This window comes from Arthrobacter sp. DMZ02-1R (genome assembly GCF_057747935.1).
Genome location: NZ_CM173230.1, coordinates 137,682 through 161,433 on the forward strand (window position 1 = coordinate 137,682; position 23,752 = coordinate 161,433).

The 23,752-nt window shown below is 63.0% G+C and carries 20 protein-coding genes and 3 pseudogenes; 22 read left to right on the top strand and 1 reads right to left on the bottom strand.

Annotation, left to right across the window (positions count from 1 at the left end; all coding sequences use genetic code 11):
- Window positions 1-5 precede the first annotated feature (5 nt).
- The 7 genes and pseudogenes from AC3ANQ_RS00620 to AC3ANQ_RS00650 all read left to right on the top strand — a co-directional run bounded on the left by AC3ANQ_RS00620 (window position 6) and on the right by AC3ANQ_RS00650 (window position 2,963).
- Window positions 6-512 (top strand): universal stress protein, encoded by a 507-nt coding sequence (locus tag AC3ANQ_RS00620; RefSeq protein ID WP_488303322.1) that lies wholly within the window; start codon window positions 6-8, stop codon window positions 510-512.
- A 123-nt stretch (window positions 513-635) separates the two neighbouring features.
- Window positions 636-863 (top strand): hypothetical protein, encoded by a 228-nt coding sequence (locus AC3ANQ_RS00625; RefSeq protein ID WP_488303323.1) that lies wholly within the window; start codon window positions 636-638, stop codon window positions 861-863.
- Window positions 850-1,136, top strand: a pseudogene (locus AC3ANQ_RS00630) (NAD(P)H-quinone dehydrogenase); the annotation flags it as partial. The gene AC3ANQ_RS00625 and the pseudogene AC3ANQ_RS00630, both read left to right, overlap by 14 nt.
- A gap of 83 nt (window positions 1,137-1,219) precedes the next feature.
- Complete coding sequence (locus AC3ANQ_RS00635; RefSeq protein WP_488303324.1) at window positions 1,220-1,441, top strand: hypothetical protein; 222 nt, start codon at window positions 1,220-1,222, stop codon at window positions 1,439-1,441.
- Between the two features lie 150 nt (window positions 1,442-1,591).
- The gene (locus tag AC3ANQ_RS00640) at window positions 1,592-1,732 is read left to right on the top strand and encodes a hypothetical protein (protein WP_488303325.1); all 141 of its coding nucleotides are present in this window, start codon (window positions 1,592-1,594) and stop codon (window positions 1,730-1,732) included.
- Between the two features lie 107 nt (window positions 1,733-1,839).
- The gene (locus AC3ANQ_RS00645; protein WP_488303326.1) at window positions 1,840-2,028 is read left to right on the top strand and encodes a hypothetical protein; all 189 of its coding nucleotides are present in this window, start codon (window positions 1,840-1,842) and stop codon (window positions 2,026-2,028) included.
- Window positions 2,029-2,336: 308 nt separating this feature from the next.
- Entirely contained in the window at window positions 2,337-2,963 is a 627-nt protein-coding gene (locus tag AC3ANQ_RS00650; protein WP_488303327.1) for a TetR/AcrR family transcriptional regulator, read from the top strand.
- Between the two features lie 414 nt (window positions 2,964-3,377).
- Here the strand turns inward: AC3ANQ_RS00650 and AC3ANQ_RS00655 are convergent, their stop codons facing one another.
- Entirely contained in the window at window positions 3,378-4,367 is a 990-nt protein-coding gene (locus AC3ANQ_RS00655) for a GGDEF domain-containing protein (protein WP_488303328.1), read from the bottom strand.
- A 1,373-nt stretch (window positions 4,368-5,740) separates the two neighbouring features.
- Here AC3ANQ_RS00655 and glgP point away from each other — a divergent pair.
- From glgP to AC3ANQ_RS00730, 15 genes and pseudogenes are all read left to right on the top strand, one after another.
- The gene (gene glgP / locus AC3ANQ_RS00660) at window positions 5,741-8,347 is read left to right on the top strand and encodes an alpha-glucan family phosphorylase (RefSeq protein ID WP_488303329.1); all 2,607 of its coding nucleotides are present in this window, start codon (window positions 5,741-5,743) and stop codon (window positions 8,345-8,347) included.
- A 140-nt stretch (window positions 8,348-8,487) separates the two neighbouring features.
- Window positions 8,488-9,831 (top strand): glucose-1-phosphate adenylyltransferase, encoded by a 1,344-nt coding sequence (gene glgC / locus AC3ANQ_RS00665; protein WP_488303330.1) that lies wholly within the window; start codon window positions 8,488-8,490, stop codon window positions 9,829-9,831.
- A gap of 150 nt (window positions 9,832-9,981) precedes the next feature.
- Window positions 9,982-10,257 (top strand): hypothetical protein, encoded by a 276-nt coding sequence (locus AC3ANQ_RS00670; RefSeq protein WP_488303331.1) that lies wholly within the window; start codon window positions 9,982-9,984, stop codon window positions 10,255-10,257.
- A 179-nt stretch (window positions 10,258-10,436) separates the two neighbouring features.
- A complete protein-coding gene (locus AC3ANQ_RS00675) occupies window positions 10,437-12,350 on the top strand; it encodes an amylosucrase (RefSeq protein ID WP_488303332.1) in 1,914 nt (637 codons plus the stop codon).
- A 274-nt stretch (window positions 12,351-12,624) separates the two neighbouring features.
- Window positions 12,625-13,656 carry a LacI family DNA-binding transcriptional regulator gene (locus AC3ANQ_RS00680; protein ID WP_488305402.1) on the top strand — a complete coding sequence of 344 codons (1,032 nt, stop codon included), beginning with the start codon at window positions 12,625-12,627 and terminating at the stop codon, window positions 13,654-13,656.
- 153 nt (window positions 13,657-13,809) lie between these two features.
- A pseudogene (locus AC3ANQ_RS00685) lies at window positions 13,810-14,034 on the top strand (alpha-amylase family glycosyl hydrolase); the annotation flags it as partial.
- A pseudogene (locus AC3ANQ_RS00690) lies at window positions 14,034-14,548 on the top strand (extracellular solute-binding protein); the annotation flags it as partial. The pseudogenes AC3ANQ_RS00685 and AC3ANQ_RS00690, both read left to right, overlap by 1 nt.
- A gap of 173 nt (window positions 14,549-14,721) precedes the next feature.
- Complete coding sequence (locus AC3ANQ_RS00695; protein WP_488303333.1) at window positions 14,722-16,047, top strand: ABC transporter substrate-binding protein; 1,326 nt, start codon at window positions 14,722-14,724, stop codon at window positions 16,045-16,047.
- A gap of 133 nt (window positions 16,048-16,180) precedes the next feature.
- On the top strand, window positions 16,181-17,176 hold the full coding sequence (locus AC3ANQ_RS00700) for a carbohydrate ABC transporter permease (RefSeq protein WP_488303334.1): 996 nt from the start codon (window positions 16,181-16,183) through the stop codon (window positions 17,174-17,176).
- Window positions 17,173-18,087, top strand: coding sequence for a carbohydrate ABC transporter permease (locus tag AC3ANQ_RS00705; protein ID WP_488303335.1), 915 nt, complete (start codon window positions 17,173-17,175; stop codon window positions 18,085-18,087). Before AC3ANQ_RS00700 ends, AC3ANQ_RS00705 begins: the two co-directional genes overlap by 4 nt.
- A gap of 300 nt (window positions 18,088-18,387) precedes the next feature.
- Window positions 18,388-19,380 carry a carbohydrate kinase family protein gene (locus tag AC3ANQ_RS00710; RefSeq protein WP_488303336.1) on the top strand — a complete coding sequence of 331 codons (993 nt, stop codon included), beginning with the start codon at window positions 18,388-18,390 and terminating at the stop codon, window positions 19,378-19,380.
- A 37-nt stretch (window positions 19,381-19,417) separates the two neighbouring features.
- Entirely contained in the window at window positions 19,418-21,790 is a 2,373-nt protein-coding gene (locus tag AC3ANQ_RS00715; protein WP_488303337.1) for a glycoside hydrolase family 65 protein, read from the top strand.
- Between the two features lie 238 nt (window positions 21,791-22,028).
- Window positions 22,029-22,391: a hypothetical protein gene (locus tag AC3ANQ_RS00720; protein ID WP_488303338.1), complete on the top strand. Its 363-nt coding sequence runs from the start codon at window positions 22,029-22,031 to the stop codon at window positions 22,389-22,391.
- 27 nt (window positions 22,392-22,418) lie between these two features.
- A complete protein-coding gene (locus tag AC3ANQ_RS00725) occupies window positions 22,419-22,697 on the top strand; it encodes a hypothetical protein (RefSeq protein WP_488303339.1) in 279 nt (92 codons plus the stop codon).
- Entirely contained in the window at window positions 22,694-23,719 is a 1,026-nt protein-coding gene (locus AC3ANQ_RS00730) for an aldo/keto reductase (protein WP_488303340.1), read from the top strand. Before AC3ANQ_RS00725 ends, AC3ANQ_RS00730 begins: the two co-directional genes overlap by 4 nt.
- Window positions 23,720-23,752 lie beyond the last annotated feature (33 nt).

Sequence of the window (23,752 nt, forward strand, 5' to 3'; positions counted from 1 at the left end):
TAGCCATGCCTATGAAGGACTACCACACCATCGTCGTCGGGACGGACGGATCCGGGCTCGCCGGACCCGTTGTCGCACGAGCCGCTTGGCTCGCAGTGCGAGACGACGCCGATCTCGTCATCGTCTGCGCATACGCCCGTGTGCCCCGTCGGGCGGAAGCCATGAACGTGCGCACTCTCGGCGGCGACGCACGCAGCGGGCAGGTTCTCGGCCGCGAGGCAGCCGCACTCGCCGTCGAGACCGCCATGGCCATTGCCAAGGATGAGGGCGCGACGGTCTCCGCCACTCTCCTCATCGACGGCGAGCCAGCCACCGCGCTCATGGCCACCGCTCACGAGCGATCCGCGGACCTCATCGTCCTCGGAGCCATCCATGACCGCTCGCTCGCAGATCGGCTGCTCGGGACGGTGGCCACCGAGGTAGTCAAGCGGGCGACCTGCGACGTGCTAGTGGTCCGCCCGACCGATGACGAAGGCGACCTCGAGGTGCCCGAGGACGCACCACAGGGCTGACGGAGCAGACAGTCATGGCAGGCAAGGTCGGTTGATCACCTACGCGGCCCGCCTCGGGGGAGACCTTCCCGGTGTCTCCTCCGAGGTCCTGAACGGGCCGCTGGCGGGCCTCTTCGGCGGCCGATGAGAACCATCGTCCAGGCCGAGACCAACCGGCTCCACCGCGCCAACGATGAGAACCTCGAGATCGCAGCGGCCCTGACCGGCGGCCGCGACCTCCAGCTGGCCCCAGCCAAGACGTCGGTCACACGGGGCCGTCACGGTGACATCACGGCCGCGCTGCGGCTACTACCCTGTCAACACCGGGCAGTAGCCGCAGCTTCGCCCCCGTCACCGCATGACGTGGGGTGACGACGCCGGCCCGTCGTCAGCGACCGCGTCTACCAGCTTGGCCGTCATCGAACGCGCCGGCCTGGGCGTATCCGCCGTACTCACGGACGTCGTCCCCTCAAAACGCTCGTCGCGACGGCAGACCTGATGACCTGCGTCGGAGAGGCCGAAGAGTTGGGGGTCAAGTTCGACGTCAAAGGGACCGATCACACCCCGACCATGCGCGCGGACCTCAAACACATCAACGACCGCCTCCTGGCACTCGCCCCTCAGCAGTCGGCCAACGTTCAAGAGACCCGAAAATAGGGAGCGGTCCGTCCCGGTCCATCTGAGACAAATGCCCGCGTGTACGCGCGAAAACCCCGAAAGACATGAATATGGAAACCCTCACCGAGCACGACCTGTCAATAACTGTCATTGTCACTGATCGTGACAGCCTTGAGAACCAACTAAACGCCGCCGTGTCTGCTGTCCGTGAAGGAGCAACGGGCGAACGGCGACGCGGGATTCTTGTTACCAGGCATGGTGCCGATGAATTCACTGTGGCGCTCAGCGACAGTGTCCCTTTCGGACTGACCCAGGAGAACCACGCTTGGTAGGTCCTTACGGCGCGCGCCCGTGCGCTGTTGCTCGTCCTAGTGCCCATCATTTGAGAAACGGGCTGGAACTTACCAAATCCGCAAGCGGCCATAACTGCGGACTGTGAACCCGGTAGAGTTCGCACCGCGTCCACGAGAATGGAAGTATTTATGACTACACATTCTGGTCCTGAGTTCACCCCCTATCACAATCCTCGGAAGGGGCCCGGGGGGTACGAAGCTGCCATGGTCGCTGCCTCCCTCGGCGTGGCGGTGACCGTGATCGACCGGACCGTCCACGACCGGCGATAATTTCCGTCGAGAGGGCAAGACGCGCCCAACCGGTATCTGCTCGTAAACCCCGGGACCATGCACAACAAAGGACCAGTCAGCGCCCAGCCCCATACATCAGTTGTCGGTTGAGACGAAGCGGTTTCAGCATCGATCGCATCCGCGCCGACCGCATTCTCCACGAGGCACTAACAGCAGGACCGGACCCACTGCACCTGTCGCTGGTCTTCAACATCTCCCACGATACGGCCTTCCGCTGCTCAAACGTCGCGCAACAGCTGCTCGGCGACGAGCTCGAACAACCAACCGAGCAATGAATCCGCAGACTCAGCCTGCACCCGGTCAGCAAACCCACCGTGAAGCCCGGGATCCTGGCCCGAATCGCCGTGAGCTGCCGTCCAGAACACTTCAGTCCGGCTGAACTCGCGGGAAACCCGGTACTCCTGTCGCCGTCCCTAGGTGACAAGTATTACCGGACGCTGCCACTCCTCTTACTACGCCGGTGCTGTCGCTGCCCCGATCGGCCCTTTGCTCATCATCCCGATTCGAAAAGTGGCCTGACGCCGTTGGACGCTGTACCGTCGAGCCGCGCCTGGCGAAACCGCTAGCAAGGAGAATGAGGGACATGCCCCTTTCCGCAGATGTCGTCGTGAGACGCCGCGTAAGCAAACAAGCTTTAGCCACGGCGCAACGGCGCGAGCAGATCTTGGACGCTGCAGTCGAGGCGTTCACTGCCAAAGGCTTCAACGGAACCTCCATGCGCGAGATAGCGGCGCGAGTCGGGATGTCGCACACCGGAGTACTGCATCACTTTCCCGACAAGGCAGCACTGCTCGAAGCCGTACTCGACCGCCGGGTCGAACGAGCCAATCATCACATCGACCTCGGCGCCGGGAACGGGCTGTCCTTCATACGCGGCCTCATCGCCCTCACCGCCCGCGACATCGCTTTCCCATCGGACCTGGCGATGTACTGCGTCGTCGCGGCTGAAGCCTTGGCACCGACACACCCCGCTCACGAGTATTTCGCGCGCTGGTACCGACTCGTCCGCGAATCGGTACGCACCGCCCTCGAGGACCTCGACGGCACCGGTCGATACCGCCCGAAAAGCCTTCCCATCGACATCGCCGCAGCCCAGATTGCGGGCCTGCGCGACGGCCTTAACCAGCAATGGTTGCTCGCCCCCGACGAGATAGATCTCATCGAAGCCGTCCGAACCCAGTTACAGTTCTACGTCACGGATGAACTTTAGACTTGGCTTAGGGTGGCCGGGCGAAAGCGGACGACGCCCGTACTGCGGACAACGAAGCCCCCAGTGAGGTGACAGAACGCCACGAAAACACCGGCACGTTAAGGTGCGATTCACCTTCCAAGGGGTCTTCAAAACCCCTTCAGAAAGCGTTCAAGAACATGCCGAATGCCGTTTTCTGACCTCAGCGACCAGGTTTCCGCTCTGACTGTGGCGCGGCCACCTTCGATTAGCAGTAATCGCCGGACCGCTGTCCTGGCGGGTGGTTCAGGCTCGCACGCGACGACCGTGAGGTATGACCTTTTCGGGCCTCTCTGACTGCGGAGGAGAGGGCCAGGAGGTTGATGGGACCAGAGAAGGCAACAGGGGCGTGCCTCAGGAAAGTACCGGCAATGACAGGTATCCCGTCGGGCGGGTTCAGGTGATGGTGGCCCCGATGACCGCGCGATTGCGGCCGAGGTTTTTCGCCGTGTACTGTGCCCTGTCTGCGCCGGCGATGAGTTCGTCCAGGTCTTCGGTATCCTTGCCGATGGGGATGATGCCGTAGCTGGCCGTGGGCATGGGGAACAGGACGGAGGCGCCGGCGGCCTCAAGCTCACTGCTGATCGATCCGACGATCGTCTGCGCCCGAGTTGGGCTGGCACCGGGCAGGAGAAGAATGAATTCCTCTCCGCCAAGTCGTCCCACGAGGTCAGTGGATCGGACCGAGGTCGAGCATGCACCTGCCAATGTCTTCAACACAGTATCTCCTGCGGCGTGTCCGTAGTCGTCATTGACGGCCTTGAAGCGGTCGAGATCAGCCAGAACCGGGGAGCCGTGGCCACCGCTCAGGCGCATCTTTCGGAGCTCGGTGGCCGCATCCCCAAGGAACCCGGTCCGGTTCAGAAGTCCGGTGAGTCCGTCCTGGGCGGCGGCCGCCCTGAGAACTTCGGCCTGGTATTCGCTGCTGAGCGCGTACATGCTAAATGACGCGACGGCCAGAAAGGCCATGCCGACCAGGGCAGATGCTCCGGCACCAAAGTATGTGTTGTACCAAGGTCCTTGAGGTCTGTCGACCGCGGACACGATGAAGCGGCAAAAGTAAAAGGCGGAGACCGACGCGGCGGCGATGGCCAGGGACATTCGGATCTTGGAGGCTTCCGGCCCGTCCAACCAGAGCTCGCGGGCCGCAAGCCCGATCATCACGCACATCAGGACAAGATATGCCGGGTCACCGGCCCGCATATTTGAGGCGGGATCGTCCAGCATGGCGGCTATCCCGGCGGACAGCGGCCCCGTCACGAGCGGCCATGCAGGGGTGCGGAGCGCCCTGAGGGAACGGGCACTGGCCCAAATGGCTGAAGCGCCGGCGACGAGCAAAGCATTGCCTGCAGGCTCCGCCCACCAGCGATAGAGGGTCCCGCCCAACAGAAGCGCGGCAGATCCAACCAGAAAAAAGGCCCGCGAAACACACCACCAGGCGCTGTAGGGCGAGCGTGTGGTCCGAAACTCTAAACGGTAGAACAGAATTGCAAGGGTAAACACCACCACTGCGAACGCCACCCGTAGGGCGCCGTGTAGAGGACCATTCTCTAGCTCCGCATGACCGTAAGAAAATGAACTATTTGAGTGGCGGCAGCGCTATGTAGTGCGAGTTTCCCCGTGGTTCCCCCAGGTTGTCCGAACGGCTCCTCGCTTGTCGCCGTCGACACCGTCGATGTCGTGTCAGGGGCACCTCGAAATCAATCCCGAGGAACACGAGGTGACACCCTGACGAATTCGAGACAGGAGAGCTACACGGCCCAGGTCGCTACATGGGATTGCACAATCCGCCGCTCGCAGCGGCCTGGAAACGTGTTCTGCGTGGTTTTGTGTGAACGTCCGGACCAAAGGGGCGATCCAATTCGGGCGCCGCTTTGCCTGAAGGGACTGTTTTGTGCCCGCATCAACGTACCGGTCCAATGCGGCGGTTGCGGAAGTGAATCTCGGAGCCCAGGTCCTGACACAGGCCGTTCAGGGGTCTCAGCCCTCACGCCGCCAACGTGGTCCAGGACAGTGAAGAATCCAGCCTTCTGGCTCCGGACTACGTGACGTTCAGTACGTACGGTCATCGCAACGCCCGAAAAACCCGGGTGTTGCAACTGTGAGAGTTGTTTGTAGCTGATCTGGGACTGGCTGGCAGGTTCATGGGAACGAATGGCACGGGTCACAACGCGTGTCAATAGAACCGGTTTTGTTTCGTCGCATGGGAACGCCTTCGATTTTCTCCTGCCGGATCCGACCCGTAACATCCGGTGTGACATTTGACACATTCTAAACCTGCGTTCTAATCTCGGGTATCGACTCGCGTCGACAATGCGCGTCGATCATCCTGTGACCAGAGCCCTACCGCCACAACCCCGGTGGATCGTCTCCGATTCGCGTGTGCAGTGGCAAAGGAGCAGGACATGTGGATTCGTTCATTTCCGTTGTGGGCTGCTCATCCAAACCGCAGCGGAGGCACAGGCCCCTTTGACTCAGGCCAAACAGAAGCGAGACGGCTTCTTTGGCCTGGGCGCCGCCCCGCGCGTGTGCCTACTTCCCATGCGTAATCGAAAAAAGCCGGCGCGTGCTGCGGGCTTTTTCACAAGTCCCCAATCGTCTGGCCGTTCCCAGTCGATTAGACACGCTCCGGCGGGCGGTAATCCATTCGCGTGTCCCCATGAATCACATCAACTTTCCAGAGGTATTAGCATGAAAAACCCAACAGCCCCTGCCCAATCCCAGCGCCAGCTCGCGACGTCACGCGAGGGTGGCCGGAAGTGAAGGCGATTCGACGGTTCACGGTCCGGACGGTTCTGCCGGAAGCCATCGCCCCGTTGTCACGGTTGGCGAAGAACCTGCGTTGGTCCTGGCATTTGCCGACGCGTGAACTGTTTTCCGCGCTGAATCCCGAGGCCTGGGAACAGGGCAGGCATGACCCCATGACGTTCCTGGGCCTGGTCAGCCGCGAGGAACTGCATGAGCTCGCAGCGGATGCTGCAGTTGTTGAGCGTGTCCAGCACGCGGCTGCGGACCTTGACCGGTATCTGAGCGAGCCGCGCTGGTACCAGGGTCTGGGTCCGGACGCTCCGGCATGCATTGCCTATTTCTCGCCCGAGTTCGGCATCACGGAGGTGCTTCCGCAGTATTCCGGGGGCCTGGGGATCCTGGCCGGGGACCACCTGAAGGCCGCGTCGGACCTGGGCGTGCCGTTGATCGGCGTCGGGCTGCTCTACCAGGCGGGCTATTTCAAGCAGTCCCTTTCGCGGGACGCCTGGCAGCAGGAAACCTACCCGGTGCTGGACCCGGACGGCCTGCCGCTGACGTTGCTGCGCGAGGAAGACGGTTCGCCGGCCCTGATCACGCTGCCGCTGCCCGGTGACCGGAAGTTGCGGGCGCACGTGTGGCGGGCCGACGTCGGGCGCGTTCCGCTTCTGCTGCTGGACTCGAACGTGCCCGCAAACGATGACGCCGCGCGCGGGATCACGGACCGCCTCTACGGCGGGGGCGGTGACCACCGGCTGCAGCAGGAGCTGCTGCTGGGCATGGGCGGGGTGAAGGCGCTGCGCGTCTACCAGCGCCTCACGGGCACCCCGGCTCCGGAGGTGTTCCACACCAACGAGGGCCATGCCGGGTTCCTGGGCGTCGAACGGATCCAGGAACTCATGTCCGCCGAGGCCCCGCTGACGTGGTCCGAGGCCCTGGCCGCGGGGCGTGCGTCCACGGTGTTCACCACCCACACCCCCGTGCCTGCCGGGATCGACCGGTTCGAGGCCGTGCAGATCAGGCACTTCTTCGACGCCGGCCTGGCCCCGGATGTTCCGGTGGACAAGGTCCTGGAACTGGGCCGGGAGAACTACGACGGCGGCAACCCCGCGGTGTTCAACATGGCCGTGATGGGCCTGCGCCTGGCGCAGCGGGCCAACGGCGTGGCCAAGCTCCACGGGGTGGTGTCCCGGGAGATGTTCTCCGGGCTCTGGCCGGGCTTTGACCACTCCGAAATCCCCATCACCTCGGTCACCAACGGCGTGCACGTGCCCACCTGGATCGACCCGAAGATGAGCAGGCTGGCTGCAAAGTACTTTGGCAGCAGTGATGTGGATGCCACCGGTTGGGACAAGATCTACGACGTGAGTGATGCGGAGCTGTGGACTCTGCGGCGTGAGTTGCGCTCCGCTTTGGTGGAGGATGTACGGACGCGCCTGAGGGCTTCGTGGAAGAAGCGCGGCGCCGCGGATGCGGAACTGGGCTGGACGGACACCGTGCTGGACCCGGATGTCCTGACGATCGGCTTCGCCCGGCGCGTGCCCACCTACAAGCGGCTCACCCTCATGCTCCGGGACCCCGCCCGCCTCAAGGCGCTGCTGCTGCACCCCAAGCACCCCATCCAGCTGGTCATCGCCGGCAAATCCCACCCGGCGGATGACGCGGGCAAGAAGATGATCCAGGACCTGGTGAAGTTCACCGACGATCCCGCCGTCCGGCACCGGATCGTGTTCCTGCCCAACTACGACATCGCCATGGCCCGCACCCTGTTCCCGGGCTGCGACGTGTGGCTGAACAACCCGCTGCGGCCCCTGGAGGCCTGCGGGACCTCGGGCATGAAGGCGGCCATCAACGGGTCCCTGAACCTGTCCGTCCTGGACGGCTGGTGGGATGAAATGTACGACGGCGAGAACGGCTGGGCGATCCCCACCGCCAACAACGACGCCTCCCCTTCCGAACGCGACGACATCGAGGCCGCCGCCCTCTACGAGCTCCTGGAAACCCAGGTGGCCCCGCGCTTCTACGGCTCCACGGTCTCCGCGGAAGCCGGCGCGGCCGGTCCCTCCCAGTCCAGCCCGGAAGCCGTCCCCACGCACTGGGTCTCCATGATCAAGCACACCCTGGCCCACCTCGGCCCCGCGGTCTCGGCCGACCGCATGCTCCACGACTACGTCAACACCCTCTACCGCCCGGCGGCTGTCGCCGGCAGGCAGGCGGGAACGGCCTCGTTCAAGGAAGCGAAGGAACTGGCGGCCTGGACCACCAAGGTCCGCAACGCCTGGCCGCAGCTGATCGTGGAACACGTCGACTCCGTGGGAGTCTCCGAGGAGCCGCAGATCGGCGACACCTTGCAGGTCAACGCCTACATCGCCCTGCACACCCTGACCCCCGAGGACGTGTCGGTCGAAGTGGCGTATGGCCGCGCCCAGGACGGAGACACGCTCGAGGACGTGGCACTGGTCGAGCTGACCGAAACGGAGGACCTCGGCAACGGGCGCCACTTGTTCACCGGCTCCATCCTGATCAACCGCTCCGGATCCTTCGGCTACACCGTCCGCGTGTTCCCGAAGCACCCCTCCCTGGCCTCGAAGGCCGAACTGGGCCTGATCGCCCACGCCTGACGATCTGTCATGCCACCCCCGCCGATGGATGCACCCGGCGGGGGTGGCTTCCCCGGCCCTCGCATGACCGGCGCCGGCCGGGGTCGATGAAGAAGAGCGTCACGGAATCAGCATGTTAACGCCAACACAAGGGAGCAATAATGGCTGAGAAGAAAGTCCAGAAAGTCCAGAAAGTCCTGGCCATTGTGCTGGCCGGCGGCGAGGGCAAGCGGCTCATGCCCCTGACGGAGGACCGCGCCAAACCAGCGGTTCCGTTCGCGGGCAGCTACCGGCTGATCGATTTTGCGTTGTCCAACCTGACGAACTCCGGCTATTTCAAGATCGTGGTGCTCACCCAGTACAAGTCCCACAGCCTGGACCGCCACATTTCCGAAACGTGGCGGATGCACTCGCAACTGGGCAACTACGTCGCGTCGGTGCCGGCCCAGCAGCGACTCAGCAAGAGCTGGTTCCTGGGCAGCGCCAACGCGATCTACCAGTCTTTGAACCTCATCCATGACGCCCAACCTGACATCGTCGTCGTCGTTGGCGCCGATCATGTCTACCGCATGGACTTCGAGCAGATGGTCCAAAGCCATATCGCCTCGGGAGCCAAAGCCACGGTGGCGGGCGTGCGCCAACCCCTGACCATGGCCAGCCAGTTCGGCGTGATCGAAGTCGAACGCCCTGAACACGCCGAGGGTGTTGCCTCCGGCACGCCCAAAAGGATCGCCGCCTTCGTCGAGAAACCGTCCTCAACCAAAGGACTCGCCGCCGACCCCTCTCAATTCCTGGCATCAATGGGCAACTATGTCTTCGATGCGGACGCCTTGGTCGAAGCACTCGAGCACGACGCTATGCAGCAAGACACCAAATACGACATGGGCGGTGACATCATTCCCTATTTCGTTTCACGCGGGGAAGCGTTCGTCTATGACTTTTCAGATAATCATGTCCCCGGGGCCACGGACCGCGACCGCAACTACTGGCGCGACGTCGGCACCATCGACTCCTACTACGAAGCCCACCTGGATCTCATCTCGCCAACACCGGTATTCAACCTCTACAACTCGGACTGGCCGATCTACACCCGCCAGAGCGTGTCACCGCCGGCCAAGCTGGTCCGCGGCGATGACGGCACGGATGGCACAGCCGTCGACTCCATTATTTCCAGCGGTGTCATCATCTCCGGAGGTCTAGTGGAGAACTCCGTGCTTTCACACGACGTGTTTGTTTCTACCGGCGCCAGGGTCACAGACTCCGTACTGATGGATAACGTCACCATCGGAAAAGGGGCGCTCGTCCGGCGGGCAATCCTGGACAAGAACATCAGCGTTCCACCGGGAGCAACCATCGGACTAGATCCTGACCACGACCGCTGGCGCGGCTACACAGTCACCGATTCCGGCCTGACAGTCCTGAGCAAGGACGACTTTGTCCCTGGCGCCGGTCGACACGACCACGAACTTGTCCGCATGGCAACAACGGCCGCTGGAATCCCTTAAGGGCAACACCTGGCCACTCGCTACAAAAACGGATGCCCGACACCGCACCCAGGCCCAACCGAAAAGAAGAAACCCGGGCACGGCCCGGGAGGACCCAAGACCCGGAGGACGACCATCACGACGGACACCGAGAACGTCCCAAGCGCCGAAGTGCAGATCCGCTTCGACTCCAGAGAAGTGCCCCTCGCGATCCTCTATGGTTGCATCTGGGCTATCGATCCAGGTGCCGCCGCTGGTCATTGGGACGACCGCGGCAAACAGCCGGAAAACTCCGATACCGTCGCCGGGAGCAGCGGCACCGCAGCTCTGGAGGGCTGGCATGTGCAAGCGCGCAACAGTGCAACATTTGAACTTCGCACCATGGATCTCTTCTTCGACCCCCGCTCAGGGGTGTGGCGGCTCATTCACGTCAACGAAGACAGGTAAACGCCGCCCTATATCGACGTCCGGAGACGTGAGGTCCTGGCGGGGTCGGGAATGACATTTTGGGTTCGGAGAGTGGTCCACCTGCTTACGGCGTGGACCGACCGGTATTACGGCGGACGTATACGTGCGCGTGGCGCGGCTCACATTGTTTGGAAGTTTAAGACTGAGGAGGAGGTCTTGTGCGAACCAGAATAGGCGACAGGCAGGGAACACGTCAGCGGGTCCTTGAAGCCCTCGAGGCTGCTCCCGAACTTCAACGCGACAGTTCGGCGCGGGAGGATTTCGGCAGACGGTTCGAGACATACTTCCCGGAACTTGAGAGGCTTTTCCGTACTCTTTACGGCGCGCGGGAAGACTGGACCGACCAACTTGCGTCCCTCGTCATCGCATGCGCCGTGTCTTGGCAGGACCGCCCCGCGGATCTGAAGGAGCTCGATGCCCGGCGCGAGGCGGATCCGGACTGGTTCCAGGCCCGGCAGATGCTCGGCGGTGTCTGCTACGTGGACCGCTACGCCGGGAATCTCGCCGGCCTCAGATCCCGGATCCCGTACTTCACGGAGCTCGGGCTCAGCTACCTCCACCTCATGCCGCTGTTTCTCGCCCCGGAGCCGAACTCCGACGGCGGGTACGCCGTCTCAAGCTACCGGCAGGTAAACCCCAAACTCGGAACGATGGAAGACCTCCGCGAGGTTTCGACCGAACTCCGGGCGAACGGGGTCAGCCTCGTCGTGGACTTCATCTTCAACCACACCTCGAATGAACACGAATGGGCCCGGCGTGCCGCGGCAGGCGATCCCGAGTTCGCCGACTACTACTGGATCTTCCCTGACCGCACGATGCCGGACGCCTACGAACGCACCGTCCGGGAGATCTTCCCCGACGACCACCCCGGCTCGTTCGTGCAGCAGCCAGACGGTCGCTGGGTCTGGGCCACGTTCCACACCTTTCAATGGGACCTTAACTACTCGAACCCGGCCGTGTTCCGCGCCATGGCCGGCGAGATGCTGTTCCTCGCGAACCAGGGCGTGGAGATCCTGCGTATGGATGCCGTGGCGTTCATCTGGAAGGAACTCGGCACCGCCTGCGAGAGCCTCCCCGAGGCCCACGCGCTGCTGCGGGCGTTCAATGCCGTGTGCCGTCTCGCCGCGCCGGCGCTGCTTTTCAAGTCCGAAGCCATCGTGCATCCGGACGAGATAGTCGGGTACATTGACCCGGCCGAATGCCAGCTCTCGTATAACCCGCTCGAGATGGCCCTTGGATGGGAGGCCCTTGCCACCCGCGATACGTCGCTGCTCTCGCAGGCCCTCGAGCGCCGCCACAATCTCCCGGCTGGCACCGCATGGGTGAACTACGTGCGCAGCCATGACGACATCGGCTGGACCTTCGCGGACGAGGACGCTGCAGAACTGGGCATCAACGGCTTCGACCACCGGCGCTTCCTCAACTCTTTCTACACGAACCGGCACCCGGGAAGCTTCGGCCGCGGCGTCGCGTTCCAAGACAACCCACGCACCGGGGACTGCCGGATCTCCGGCACAACGGCGTCCCTGTGCGGGCTCGAGGACGGTTCTCCCGAGGCGATCCGCCGTATCCTTCTGCTCCACTCGATCACTCTCAGCACGGGGGGCATTCCGCTCATCTACCTCGGCGACGAGGTCGGTCAACTCAACGACTACGACTATGGGTTGGAGCCCGGTCATGAGGCAGACAGCCGTTGGGTCCACCGGCCACGATACTCCGCCGAGCGCTACGAACACCGTCACGCCCGGACCTCGCCTGCAGGAAAAATCTTTGCCGGACTCACGAAGTTGCTCGAAGTACGTACGAAGACGCCCGAGTTCTCAGGGAACCGGCTCATCGGGTTCGACACGCAAAACCGGCACGTGCTCGGCTACCAGCGCCCCGGCGAAGATAGCGCCGTCCTCGCCCTCGCGAATTTCGCGGACACGCCGCAGCCCATCGCCCCCGCTACGCTCTCCGGATTCGCAAGCGACCCCGTCGACCTCCTCACGGGGCGGACGGTGCCCATCCTAGACGGGTTCACCATCCCTCCGCTGGAATTCGTATGGCTACGGAGACGCAGGGTCCACTGACAGTCAGCGGACGAACAGGACAACAAGTCGTCCTGCTGGTCCCAGTCACCGTTCAAGCGGAAAGCCGAGCCCTGAAGGCGAAGAACAGGTGTGAGACGACCGGAACTGTCCCCGAGCAGCCAGAATCGGGGAACCGGGGCAAACAGCGGCCCGGCTTGCACCAATCAAGACCGCACACGATATGCTGGCTCGGGGGATGATGAAATTCGCTCGGGGGCAGGACTCCGGTGGCCCCTGGCCCGACGCGGATCCGGAGGAGACACACTTGGCCACCATGGCGGACGTTGCCCGTGTTGCTGGTGTTTCCAGGAGCACGGTGTCTTACGTTTTGAGCGGCACACGCCCGATTTCGGATCAGACACGTCAACAGGTCCTGCGGGCGATGAAAGATCTTGATTACACTCCCAACGCCCTGGCGCAGGGGTTGGCCGGCAAACGCACGGGAATCATCGCCTTGATCTTTCCGATCGGTGAGGTTGGTTTCAACCTCACCGACTTCGAGTACATCCAAGCCGCCTCCGAGCAGGCCCGCAGCGAAGGCTACCACCTGCTGCTTTGGCCCTACAGTGCGAATGACGTCGAGGAGTTGCGGAAGGTCGTCAGCCAGGGAATCGTCGAGGGCGTGGTGCTGATGGAGGTGCGAACCGTCGACGAGCGGGTGTCGTTCCTCCTGGACGCGCATCTTCCCTTCACCACGATCGGTCGTACCGGGGGCCTCCAGTCACAGGCTTTCGTTGATGCGGACTTCGAAGCCACCGCCAACATGGCTCTCGAGTATGCCCTTGGACTGGGCCACACGGACTTGGCGTATCTGACGAGGTCACAGGAGGAACTGGATGCCGGTCACGGACCGATGGTGAGAATGCAGGACGCTGTCCTGGCGGCCGCCGAGGCAAGGGGGGTCCGGATGCCTGTGTTCACCGTGTCCCCGACGTTCAATGGCGGCTGGAACGCGTTCGACACGATCCGGGAAAAGGCACCCCGGATGACCGCTCTACTGACGTTCAATGAGCCGGCCGTTCCGGGCTTCGCAGCGGCAGCTGCTGAGCACGGGCTCCGCATCCCGCGGGACTTGTCGTTGGTAGGCCTGAACAGCAGCGAGGATGGATCGCGGACGAGCTATCCCAATTTGACCGGTTTTTCTCCGAACCACAGCGAGCTGGCCAGGCTGGCGGTCAGCTATCTGGTCCGGAGCCTTCGAGGTGAGGATCCGGCCACGTTCCAGAAGCTGGTAAAGCCTGAATTGACTGAACGGGGCAGCTCCGGCAGAGCGCCTGCCCAAACCGGTTCGTCCCGCGACAGCTGATCCCAGCACAATAAATGTGACCCTTGACACTCTCTCGTATTCTCCTTACGATTGGTTATTGACACGCGTCGACGAAGCGCGTCGACGCGCGGGCAACGTTCCCGTTTGGGTCCGGCGGATGATCTCCGGCCCTGACAGTGAGAAGGAAACGCCTTGTCCGCAACACAAGCTTTCGACAAGCTCGCCACGGTTGACGGTGCCGCCGACCCGAGCTGGTGGTGCCAGGCTGCTGTCTACCAGATCTACCCGCGCAGTTTCTCCGATGCGAACGGCGACGGCCTGGGCGACATCAAGGGCATCACCTCCAAAGTCCCGTACCTGGAGGCGCTGAGGATTGACGCCGTCTGGCTGAGCCCCTTCTACCCCTCGGCCCTGGCTACAAGGAGGAGGACAGGCGGACCGCCTTCCAGGACGGAAAGCTCCTGTTCCTCCGCAACTGGCCGTATGTCTACACATCGCGAGCAAGACCGACGGTTCCTCCAAGGTGGCCGACAAGTTCGGCATCTCCCCGCTTCCCGGCAAGTCCGGCCCTGGCGCCTCGTCCCTCGGCGGTCACAATCTGGCGATGAGCGTTTACTCCAAGAACAAGGCCACGTCGCTGGACTTCATGAAGTTCATGACGAGTGAGGAAACCGAGAAGTTCTACGCGACACAGGGCTCGCTGGCTCCTGTCCTGGGCGCCCTGTACACGGACCCGAGCCTGACGTCCAAGCTCGCCTACCTGCCGGTCCTCAAGACGTCGATCGAGAACGCCGTCCCGCGCCCGGTGACGCCGTTCTACCCGGCCGTAACCAAGGCGGTGGAGGACAACGCTTACGCCGCCCTCAAGGGGGAGAAGACGGTCGACCAGGCGGTGGCCGACATGCAGTCGGCCATCGAAGCCGCCAAGTAGCCAAGTTGTGAGCCGATGGTCCGGGCGTCGGAACGGACCCCCGGGCCATCGGCCCCCTGAACAGGAGAGACTCCATGTCTACGAAACTCCCGGAGCGCACCCAGGCCGGGGCGCCAGGGCCTGCAATAGTTGCAAATCGTTTTGGAGATTCCTCCAAACCTGAAAGGAAGAATATGAAACTGCAAACCAAGGTGGTTACCGCGAGCCTCGCTGTCGCCGCCATCGCGCTTGCCGGATGCTCTGCCGGATCCGGATCCGGTTCCGGCGAGGGCTCGGGCACCGGCAAGACGATCACGATTACGGGCGCTTTCACGGACGCCCAGGCCCAGGCCTTCCAGGCCGACCTGGACCAGTGGTCGAAGACCAGCGGGATCAAGGTCAAGTACGACGGCGCGACCGACTTCGCGACCGCGATCGTCACCAAGGTGGCGGCTGGTAATGCGCCGGATATTGCGATCTACCCGCAGCCGGGTGTGCTCAAGAGCCAGGTGAAGAACCTGTACCCTCTCGAGGACCTCGGTATCGACGTGAAGTCCGTTACTTCGGACGAGGCGAACGGTTTGGGCGACATCGCCAAGTTCGACGGAAAGACGTATGGGCTGCCGTATTCGGTCAACGTAAAGTCGCTCGTCTGGTTCAACCCGACGGCGTTCGCCAAGGCTGGACTCGCGGTCCCGAAGACGGACGCTGAGCTCAAGGCGCTTGAGCGGAAGATCAAGACCGACGGGTTGGGCTATCCGTGGTGCGCGGGCGCTGAATCGGGCGCCGCAACCGGATGGGCTGCCGCGGACTGGCTGCAGGAGTACGTGCTGCGCTTTGGTGGCCTCTCCGCCTACAACGACTGGATCGCAGGAAAGCTCAAGTTCGACAGCGACATCGTGAAGAAGTCTGGCCAGCGCTTGGCAGACGAGCTCATGACACAGGGGCAGGTCAACGGCGGCGGCGCAGCGATCGCGACCACGAGCTTCCAGACGGCCGGCAATCAGCTCTTCGTTGATGGCAAGGCCAACAGTCAGTGCTTCATGATGCGCCAGGGTTCGTTCATCGCGGACTTCTTCCCCGACGCGATCAAGGCGGAAATCAAAGCCGGCAACCTCGCCCACGTGGACTTCTTCCAGCTTCCCTCCCCGGAGGGAACGCCGGTGAGCATGCAGGGCGGCGGCGATCTCGTCGGTGCTTTCAGCAAGGACGATGCGACGAAGAAGGTCGTCGACTACCTCGTGGGCAAGGACTTCGGCACCAACGGCTACGCGGGCCAGGCCATCTTCCTCTCGCCGCACAACAACTTCGACCCCTCGAAGTACACAAGCCATCTGCAGGCGCGGGCAGCAAGCCTCATGAAGGACACGAAGGTGTTCGGCTTCAGCGCCGATGACCTGATGCCGGCAGAGGTCGGCTCGGGAACCATGTGGAAGTTCCTCACGCAGTGGTTCGCCGGGCAGACGTCGATGGACAACGCGTTCAAGCAGATCGACGCGTCCTGGCCGGCCAACAAGTGACGCATCGGCGCCCTTGAACCGCAGGGCCGCCCCGCGCGGCACCGGCACCATACCGGCGCCGGTGCCGCGCACCATCCCAAAATCACACACCCGCAAAGAGTCTCACACCTCACAACGACGTCAGGGGAATACCATGGCAATCCTCAGCGCGTTGCTTTCCGTTATCGGAGGGCTCGCCGTCACCCTTATCCTCTATTGGGCCCTAAACGCCCTGGTGGAGCGCACACGAGACCGGTGGAAGCAGCGCTTGCTGCCCTACGTCTTCATCGGCCCGGTGATCCTCCTCATCGGCGGATTCCAGCTTTACCCCGCCGTGCGGACCTTCATCCAAAGCTTCACCACTCCCGGAACCCACCGCGGTGAGGCCGACGCCTTCGTTGGCCTCACCAACTACATCTCGCTGTTCAGCAACTCGGACTTCCTCTCAATCCTGCTGAACAACCTCCTCTGGGTCGCCGTAGTCCCCGCCTTCACAGTCGCCGCCGGGCTCCTAGTCGCGGTACTCGCGGACCGCGTCGGCCCCCGTTTGGAGAAAGTCTTCAAGTCCACAGTCTTCCTGCCGATGGTCGTCAGCTCGGTCGCGGCGGCCACCATCTGGCGGTTCATCTATTTCTACGCTCCGTCCGGCCAGCCGCAGGTCTACCTGCTTAACCAGATCTGGACCTCGGTCACCAACCAGCCGCCCGTGCCGTGGCTCACGATCGACGCCGGCAGGCTCAACAGCTTCCTCCTCATGGTCATTGTCGTTTGGCTCAACGCGGGTTTCGCCATGGTCCTGCTCTCCGCCGCGATCAAGGGCGTCCCGGAGGAGACCATCGAGGCGGCCGTGCTGGACGGGGCCAGCCAGCGGCAGGCGTTCTTCCAGGTCATCGTCCCGCAGATCTGGGGATCGATCATCTCCGTCTTCGTGACCATCCTGATCACCGTCATGAAGCTCTTCGACATCGTCTACGCGATGACCGGGGGTCAATACAACACGAGCGTTCTCGCCGTCGACTTCTACAACGAGCTCTTCAGCTTCCAGAATCCCGGCAAGGCAGCCGCTGTCGTCGTCGTCCTGATGATCGCCATTAGCCCGGTCATCGTCTACCAAGTCCGCAGCTACCGGACGCAGGAGGCCAACAGATGAGCACTACAACCAGAACCCGCACCCATGGCGCGGCAACGACGTCGCCCACGCGCCCCGAGAGGGCGAAGCGCCACCTCGGGGTGAAGATCACCCTCGGAGTCCTCGCACTCATCTGGGTCTTCCCGATCATCGGGTTGCTCGTGACGAGTTTCCGGCCCAAGGACGACGCCCTCTCGAGCGGATGGTGGACCGTTTTCGGCAACCCGCTCGGCACCAACTGGACATTGGCGAACTTCGCCGACGCCTTCCAGAGCATGAACGTGGGCCAGTTCTTCTTCAACTCGCTCGCGGTCGCGGTGCCTGCGACCGTGCTGCCGATCCTGTTCGCAGCGATGGCGGCTTACGCCTTCACCTTCCTGAAGTTCAAGGGCAAGGAGGTGTACTTCGCGGCCCTGCTCGCCCTCATGGTGGTGCCTGCGCAGATCGCGTTCATTCCCATCCTGCAGATGTTCGTGTGGATCAAGCAGAACCTCGGGATTCAGATCATCGGGCAGTACCCCGCCGCGTGGATCGTGCACGTGACCTTCGCGCTTCCCCTGGCGATCTACATCATGCGGAATTTCATGTCCACGCTGCCGTACACGCTCATCGAGGCGGCACGCGTGGACGGCGCCAGCCACTACCAGATCTTCTGGCGGCTCGTCATACCGATGTCGGTTCCTGCCCTGGCGTCCTTCGCGATCTTCCAGTTCCTCTGGGTATGGAATGACTTCCTCGTCGCCTACATCTTCATCCAGTCCGGCGACAATGCAGTCCTCACACAGGGCCTCTACCTCCTGCTGGGCCAGTACGGCCAAGGGTGGCAGCGCGTGGCCGCCGGATCGTTCATCACCATGATCGTGCCGTTGATCGTCTTCTTCGCCCTCCAGCGCTTCTTCGTCCGGGGGCTGACCGCCGGATCCGTCAAGTAGCCGCTGGTCCTGCTGGTTATCACTGTGGCGGCGGAGCTCTCCGCCCAACCCGCACTGGGCTGGGCGCTGGGTCTGCTGGCAGTCATTCTGGCCCTGTGGGGGATGCTCAAGCTGCGTCGAAGGCTCCCGGCGAGGACATCCAGGCGAATCACCTGAGCTGCAATCCGACGCGTTACTGCGAATGCAGGGGCACGGCATCCCGCTGCAGCCGGCATTGGCTTGAATCAAAAGGCCTCCCTCAACCGCATTCCCAGTGGTGCGCACCCCCGCACCGCTGTCGTAGAGCACCAAGGAGCAATCATGTCTTCCCATCGCACTGTCGCGGTCCTCGGCCCGATACCTCACGACCGCATCACCACACACCGCGGAGAAATCCTGGACAAGTACGGCTGCGTTCTCTACACCGTTGCTGCGCTGTCGGCATTGATGGCGACCAGCGACCGCATCTGCCCCGTGGTCCATGTCCGGAGAGAGGACGAGGAACCCATCAAGAACCTGTTGAAGGGACTCCCGAACGTGGACCTGACGGGCCTCCGTTCCGTAACCGACAGCGGCGACATCGTTGAACTTGACTACGTCGACCAGAACGTCCGCATCGAACGGCAAACCGGATTCATGAGCCCCATCCTGCCCAAGGACGTAAGGTTTGTCCTGGATGCCGACGCCTTCGTGTGCGTGCCCATCACGGACTATGAGGTCAGCAACCAGACTCTGGCTTACATCAGGCAGAACAGCAACGGCGCGATCCTGCTCGACGGCCATGGCCCGACCAATGCTCTGAGCCTGCGCGGCGAACGCGTCCGGCGTCTCTGGGTGGACCGGGACGCCTGGTTGGGCAACGTCGACATGCTGAAGATGAACCTTGAAGAGGCCGGGTGCAGCTGGTTCGCGGCCGGGTTCGAGTCGAGCGAATCGGTCTTTGGTGCTCCTCTTCCGGTCGCGGAAATGCCACGCTTTGCCGAACACTGCCTCCGCAGGGGAGTCCAGGCCGTCTGCATCACACTCGACGAAAAGGGGTGCGTGCTCTACCGGCTGGACAGGGACGGCGCCCTCCAGGAAGACTTCGTGCCGCCCGTACCGGTCCGGGAAGTCATTGACACGACAGGATGCGGCGATTCCTTTGCCGCAGGGATGGCATTCGGCTACCTCGAACACCACGACTTCGTATCAGCAGCCCGCTATGGAAACGCGCTGGGCGCACAGCGTTGTTCCGAGCCCGGGCTGGCATACCGCGACCTGGCTGAGACCAACCGCCAGATTCTGGACACCTACGGCAGCTTGTCGCTGGCCTGACCGCATCCGCCGTACCCCCGATCCAGAGAGAAACAATATGCTGCACAATACTCTCAGCCCTGATGAATGGCTGATCAAGGAGTCGGGACTCCATCTGGCTCAATCCAACTACTACGAGACCATCTTTACCGTGGGGAACGGCAGGACCGGCACACGGGGTTCACTTGAGGAAGGCCACCTTGGCGAACTCGCCGGATCGTACCTCGGCGGCGTCTATGACAGCACCGATTCCCCGGTCACCAACCTTGTCAACGCCCCAGACTGGTTGTCCCTTTCGGTGAGCGTCGACGGTGAACGCCTTGACGTGCAGTCCAGCATCGTCCTCGGGCACGAGCGGGCGCTGGATCTGCGCCAAGGCATCCTGTGGCGCTCGACTGTCTTCCAGGATCGTGCCGGCCGCCAGACTCGGGTAGAAACAATCAGGATGGCGAGCATGGCACACCGGGAACTGTGCGCCATCCGAGCGGAGATCACGCCACTAAACCACCGCTCCCGCATCACGGTTGAGAGCGCACTTGACGGACGCCGGCGTAACTTGGAGCGCCTGCCCGCGTACCCGGAGGACACCGAATTCAGTCCCTGGGCGAAGTGGGAGAAATGGGCGCGCAGCAAGCATCTCACCGAACGCGCGAGGGTCAGGCTTGAGGAAGGCATCTACCTCGAGATGCAGACCATCCAAAGTGGCGTATCCCTAGGGTACGCAGCAGCACTGGAATCGTCACACCTTCCTGTCGAGCATCTGGTGACTCAACGCCATGAACACATTGCCGAAAACGTCAGCTTCGAAATATCCGCCGGCGAGACACTGCATGTGGACAAACTGGTCGCCATCTCTACCTCGCGGGACAACCTGGAGGGCATGACCATCCGCGGCCGCACGTCCCAGGCCCTCGACGCCCACCGGGCTGTGGGGTTCGACACTCGCCTCGCCGAAAGCGTCGAGGCCTGGGAGACGTTGTGGTCCGCCAGCGACTGCGAAATTGTCGGTGACCCCGACGCGGCAAAGGCCGTCCGCTTCAACATCTACCACCTGCTGATCACGGCCAACCCGGACGATCCGGAAACAAGCGTCGGAGCAAAATCACTTTCCGGTGAAGGCTACCGCGGGCACGTCTTCTGGGACACCGAGATCATGATGCTGCCATTCTTCACTTACACACAGCCTCAGGCGGCCCGCGCCCTGTTGACGTACAGACACCACACGCTGCCCGGCGCCCGCAACGTTTCCAGCGAGAACGGCACCAAGGGGGCTCGCTATCCCTGGGAATCAGCCGACACCGGCCGGGAAGAGTGCCCGCAATGGACTCCTGACGGGCTGAACCGATTCTGGACCCGGGACGAAGAAGTCCACGTATCCGCCGACGTAGCGTACGCTGTCCTGAGCTACGTCGCGGCGACCGGGGACAGGGACTTTCTTCTGGACTACGGTGCCGAGATCCTCTTCGAAACCAGCCGGTTCTGGACCGATCTGATGCAGCATGACCCGGCAAGCGACACCTACAGCATCAACCAGGTCATGGGACCGGACGAGTTCCATTCCCACGTGAACAACAACGCGTTCACGAATCGGATGGTCCGCTGGCACCTAGGCCAGTCAGCCCACCTTCACCATCAGCTGGCGTGCAGCCATCCCGAACGCCTGGCGGAGCTGGGCAACAGAATCGGACTCTCCGCCGAGGAGGCACTGCTCTGGGAAACCGTCGCGGCAAGGATCGTGGACGCCTCGGACACGGACGCCCCCGTGATCGAGCAATTCGACGGTTACTTTTCGTTGAAGGATGTCCCGGTCACCCAATGGGACAGCAACGACATGCCGCGATACCCCGAGGGGTACAACCACTTCAACTGCGAAGACACCATGCTGCTCAAACAGGCCGACGTCCTCATGCTCATGTATCTGCTGCCCGACGACTTCAGCCCGAACGCCAAGAAATCCAACTACGACTTCTACGAGGCGCGCACCCTGCACAAGTCCTCCCTGAGCCCGGCCATCCACGCCATCATGGGCCTGGAAGTCGGAGACTCGACCCGGGCGCTGCAGTACTTCAACCGCTCGGCCTTCGCGGACCTCCAGGACAACCAAGGCAACACAGAAGAAGGCATCCACATCGCCTCGGCAGGAGGAACCTGGCAAACAGTCGTCAGCGGCTTCGGCGGTTTCCGCGTCCTGGGAGGCCAGATGTCATTCAACCCCTCGCTGCCCGAACACTGGACCCGGATCAACTTCAGCATTCAATGGCATGGCAACACCGTACGCATCTCGCTCGAGCACCATCAAGCAACGTTCGTCCTGGAAGCCGGCCACGGCGACAGCGAACTGATCCTCGTCGCCGGAACACCCGTGGAGCTCCGGGCCGAGGAACCAGCAACCGTCATGATCGGCCGCACCGCCAGCGCCGTCACCTCATGAGGACCTAACCCGACCGTCCCAGTCCGAAAGCACCCCATGGAAACTTTTAGCCCCGACTGGTCCGATGCCCGGGCGCTGCTCTTTGACCTCGACGGTGTGCTCACACCAGCGGCGTCTGTCCACCGGGATGCCTGGAAACAAACCATGAGCGCGTACTTCGACCACCGAGGGGGAGGAAAGGAAGTAGCCGGCCGGGTCACGCCGCTCCCTCACCGAATCCTCAGAAAAGAACAGACCCATGATTCACAAATGCTTTGCGCTGATCATCCCCGCGCGGCTTAGCGAGGCGGTCACCGTTGAAAACCTCGACGCCCGGCACGGCAGCCTGGAAGTCCTCCTTTCGGGCGGTCTGGAATGCGTCGCCCGGGGCGACTGGCACGTGTACCTGAACGCTGACCACCACGCCGCGGAACCCCGGCCAAACGTCCGGGCCGCACAGCTGCTCCACGACACCGGGCTGGACCTGCCCGACGCCGCCGGAACCGCCGTGTTCCTCGGACGGGCAGAGCACGACTACGACACCGACGTCCCCGAGCACCTGATCCACCGCGCCGAAGCACTCTTCGACACCCGCCTCGGAGCAATCCAACCGGCGGCCTAACACCCACCCGAAGGGATCGTCACTCAGGTGGCGGAGAACATCCACCGCACGGAGCTGACCGAAGCGGACGAAGCCGACGCTTATCACCAGCTCCCCCTGACCGGCGGCGGCGCCCGGCAACTGAAGGCCGCCGGCGCGAGCTACGTCGTGAACGACCTCTCCGAACTCCTCCAGGCAACATCCCTCTCAACCGGCAGCCTGTGGGGAGCCTGCCGGAACCGCCGGGCCGAAGGCCTCAGCGGTTTCTGCACCCACTTACGCACGCTCCGCCTCATAGCTGGAAGCGCGTTGACAGGAGAATCATGAATGGTGAAAAAATCACGGGCTCAGGCCATGTCGTCTATGGGTGCATGGGTCTTGGCGGCGATTGGTCATCTGCACCGTACGGGCTGACCGAGATTGACGAGGCCGAAGCCGCCGTCGAGGCCGCCCTGGAAGCGGGAATCGGGATCTTCGACCAAGCGGAAGCCTACCGATTCGGCAAATCCGAAGCCGTCTTCGGAGAGGTCCTTTCCCGTTCGAGGGGCCTGCGGGAGCGCATCCAAATCAACACGCACTGCGGACTCAGCAACGCCAGTGGTGAAGTGCCGCACTATGACCTGGACGGCGCCGCGATCATTGAGAGTGTAGAGCGCAGCCTGACGCGACTGAAAACAGACTACATCGATACGCTCCTGCTCAACCGGGCTGACCCGCTCCTGGAAGCAGGACAGATCGCTTCGGCCTTCGAGTTTCTGCGGTCCTGCGGCAAGGTCCGGCATCTTGGCGTCTCCAACATGTCCGGCGCCCAGATCGCTTCGCTCCAGAAGCACCTGGACACACCCATCGTCATCAACCAGCTCGAAATGAGCCTGGGCAAGAGGGACTGGATCGAGACCGGTATCCTCGTCAACCACCCGGATGGAAGCAGGTACAGCTTCCCCGAGGGAACCATCGAATACTGCCTGGGCAACTCCGTCAGCCTCCAGGCCTGGGCCCCACTCGCCAGGGGTGTCTACTCGGGTCGTGCATCCACGGCCCACACACCGGAACAGGCGGCCACGGCCAAACTGGTCCTCTCCCTCGCCCACGGCAGAGACACCACGCCCGAAGCCATTGTCCTGGCATGGCTGATGAAACACCCCGCCGGGATCGAACCAGTCATCGGGACGAGGGACCCCACACGGATCCTGGCGAGCCGGGAAGCAGAGTATCAAGCCACCCTCATGACCAGTCACGAATGGTATGCCCTGTGGACGGCGGCCCGCGGAGCCGACCTGCCGGTCCCCGCGCCGGGCCGTGAACCAGCGAGGAGGCCGATTCCGCAAAACCGGGGCGTTAGTAGATAGCAGCGTCATGGACGCTGTGGATCGGCAGATCGG

What these genes read in the sequence shown, in the direction of transcription:
- AC3ANQ_RS00620 (WP_488303322.1), top strand. Translation starts at nt 6, where the DNA reads ATGCCTATGAAGGACTACCACACCATCGTCGTCGGGACGGACGGATCC.
- AC3ANQ_RS00625 (WP_488303323.1), top strand. Translation starts at nt 636, where the DNA reads ATGAGAACCATCGTCCAGGCCGAGACCAACCGGCTCCACCGCGCCAAC.
- AC3ANQ_RS00635 (WP_488303324.1), top strand. Translation starts at nt 1,220, where the DNA reads ATGGAAACCCTCACCGAGCACGACCTGTCAATAACTGTCATTGTCACT.
- AC3ANQ_RS00640 (WP_488303325.1), top strand. Translation starts at nt 1,592, where the DNA reads ATGACTACACATTCTGGTCCTGAGTTCACCCCCTATCACAATCCTCGG.
- AC3ANQ_RS00650 (WP_488303327.1), top strand. Translation starts at nt 2,337, where the DNA reads ATGCCCCTTTCCGCAGATGTCGTCGTGAGACGCCGCGTAAGCAAACAA.
- glgC (WP_488303330.1), top strand. Translation starts at nt 8,488, where the DNA reads ATGGCTGAGAAGAAAGTCCAGAAAGTCCAGAAAGTCCTGGCCATTGTG.
- AC3ANQ_RS00680 (WP_488305402.1), top strand. Translation starts at nt 12,625, where the DNA reads ATGGCGGACGTTGCCCGTGTTGCTGGTGTTTCCAGGAGCACGGTGTCT.
- AC3ANQ_RS00695 (WP_488303333.1), top strand. Translation starts at nt 14,722, where the DNA reads ATGAAACTGCAAACCAAGGTGGTTACCGCGAGCCTCGCTGTCGCCGCC.
- AC3ANQ_RS00700 (WP_488303334.1), top strand. Translation starts at nt 16,181, where the DNA reads ATGGCAATCCTCAGCGCGTTGCTTTCCGTTATCGGAGGGCTCGCCGTC.
- AC3ANQ_RS00705 (WP_488303335.1), top strand. Translation starts at nt 17,173, where the DNA reads ATGAGCACTACAACCAGAACCCGCACCCATGGCGCGGCAACGACGTCG.
- AC3ANQ_RS00710 (WP_488303336.1), top strand. Translation starts at nt 18,388, where the DNA reads ATGTCTTCCCATCGCACTGTCGCGGTCCTCGGCCCGATACCTCACGAC.
- AC3ANQ_RS00715 (WP_488303337.1), top strand. Translation starts at nt 19,418, where the DNA reads ATGCTGCACAATACTCTCAGCCCTGATGAATGGCTGATCAAGGAGTCG.
- AC3ANQ_RS00720 (WP_488303338.1), top strand. Translation starts at nt 22,029, where the DNA reads ATGATTCACAAATGCTTTGCGCTGATCATCCCCGCGCGGCTTAGCGAG.
- AC3ANQ_RS00730 (WP_488303340.1), top strand. Translation starts at nt 22,694, where the DNA reads ATGAATGGTGAAAAAATCACGGGCTCAGGCCATGTCGTCTATGGGTGC.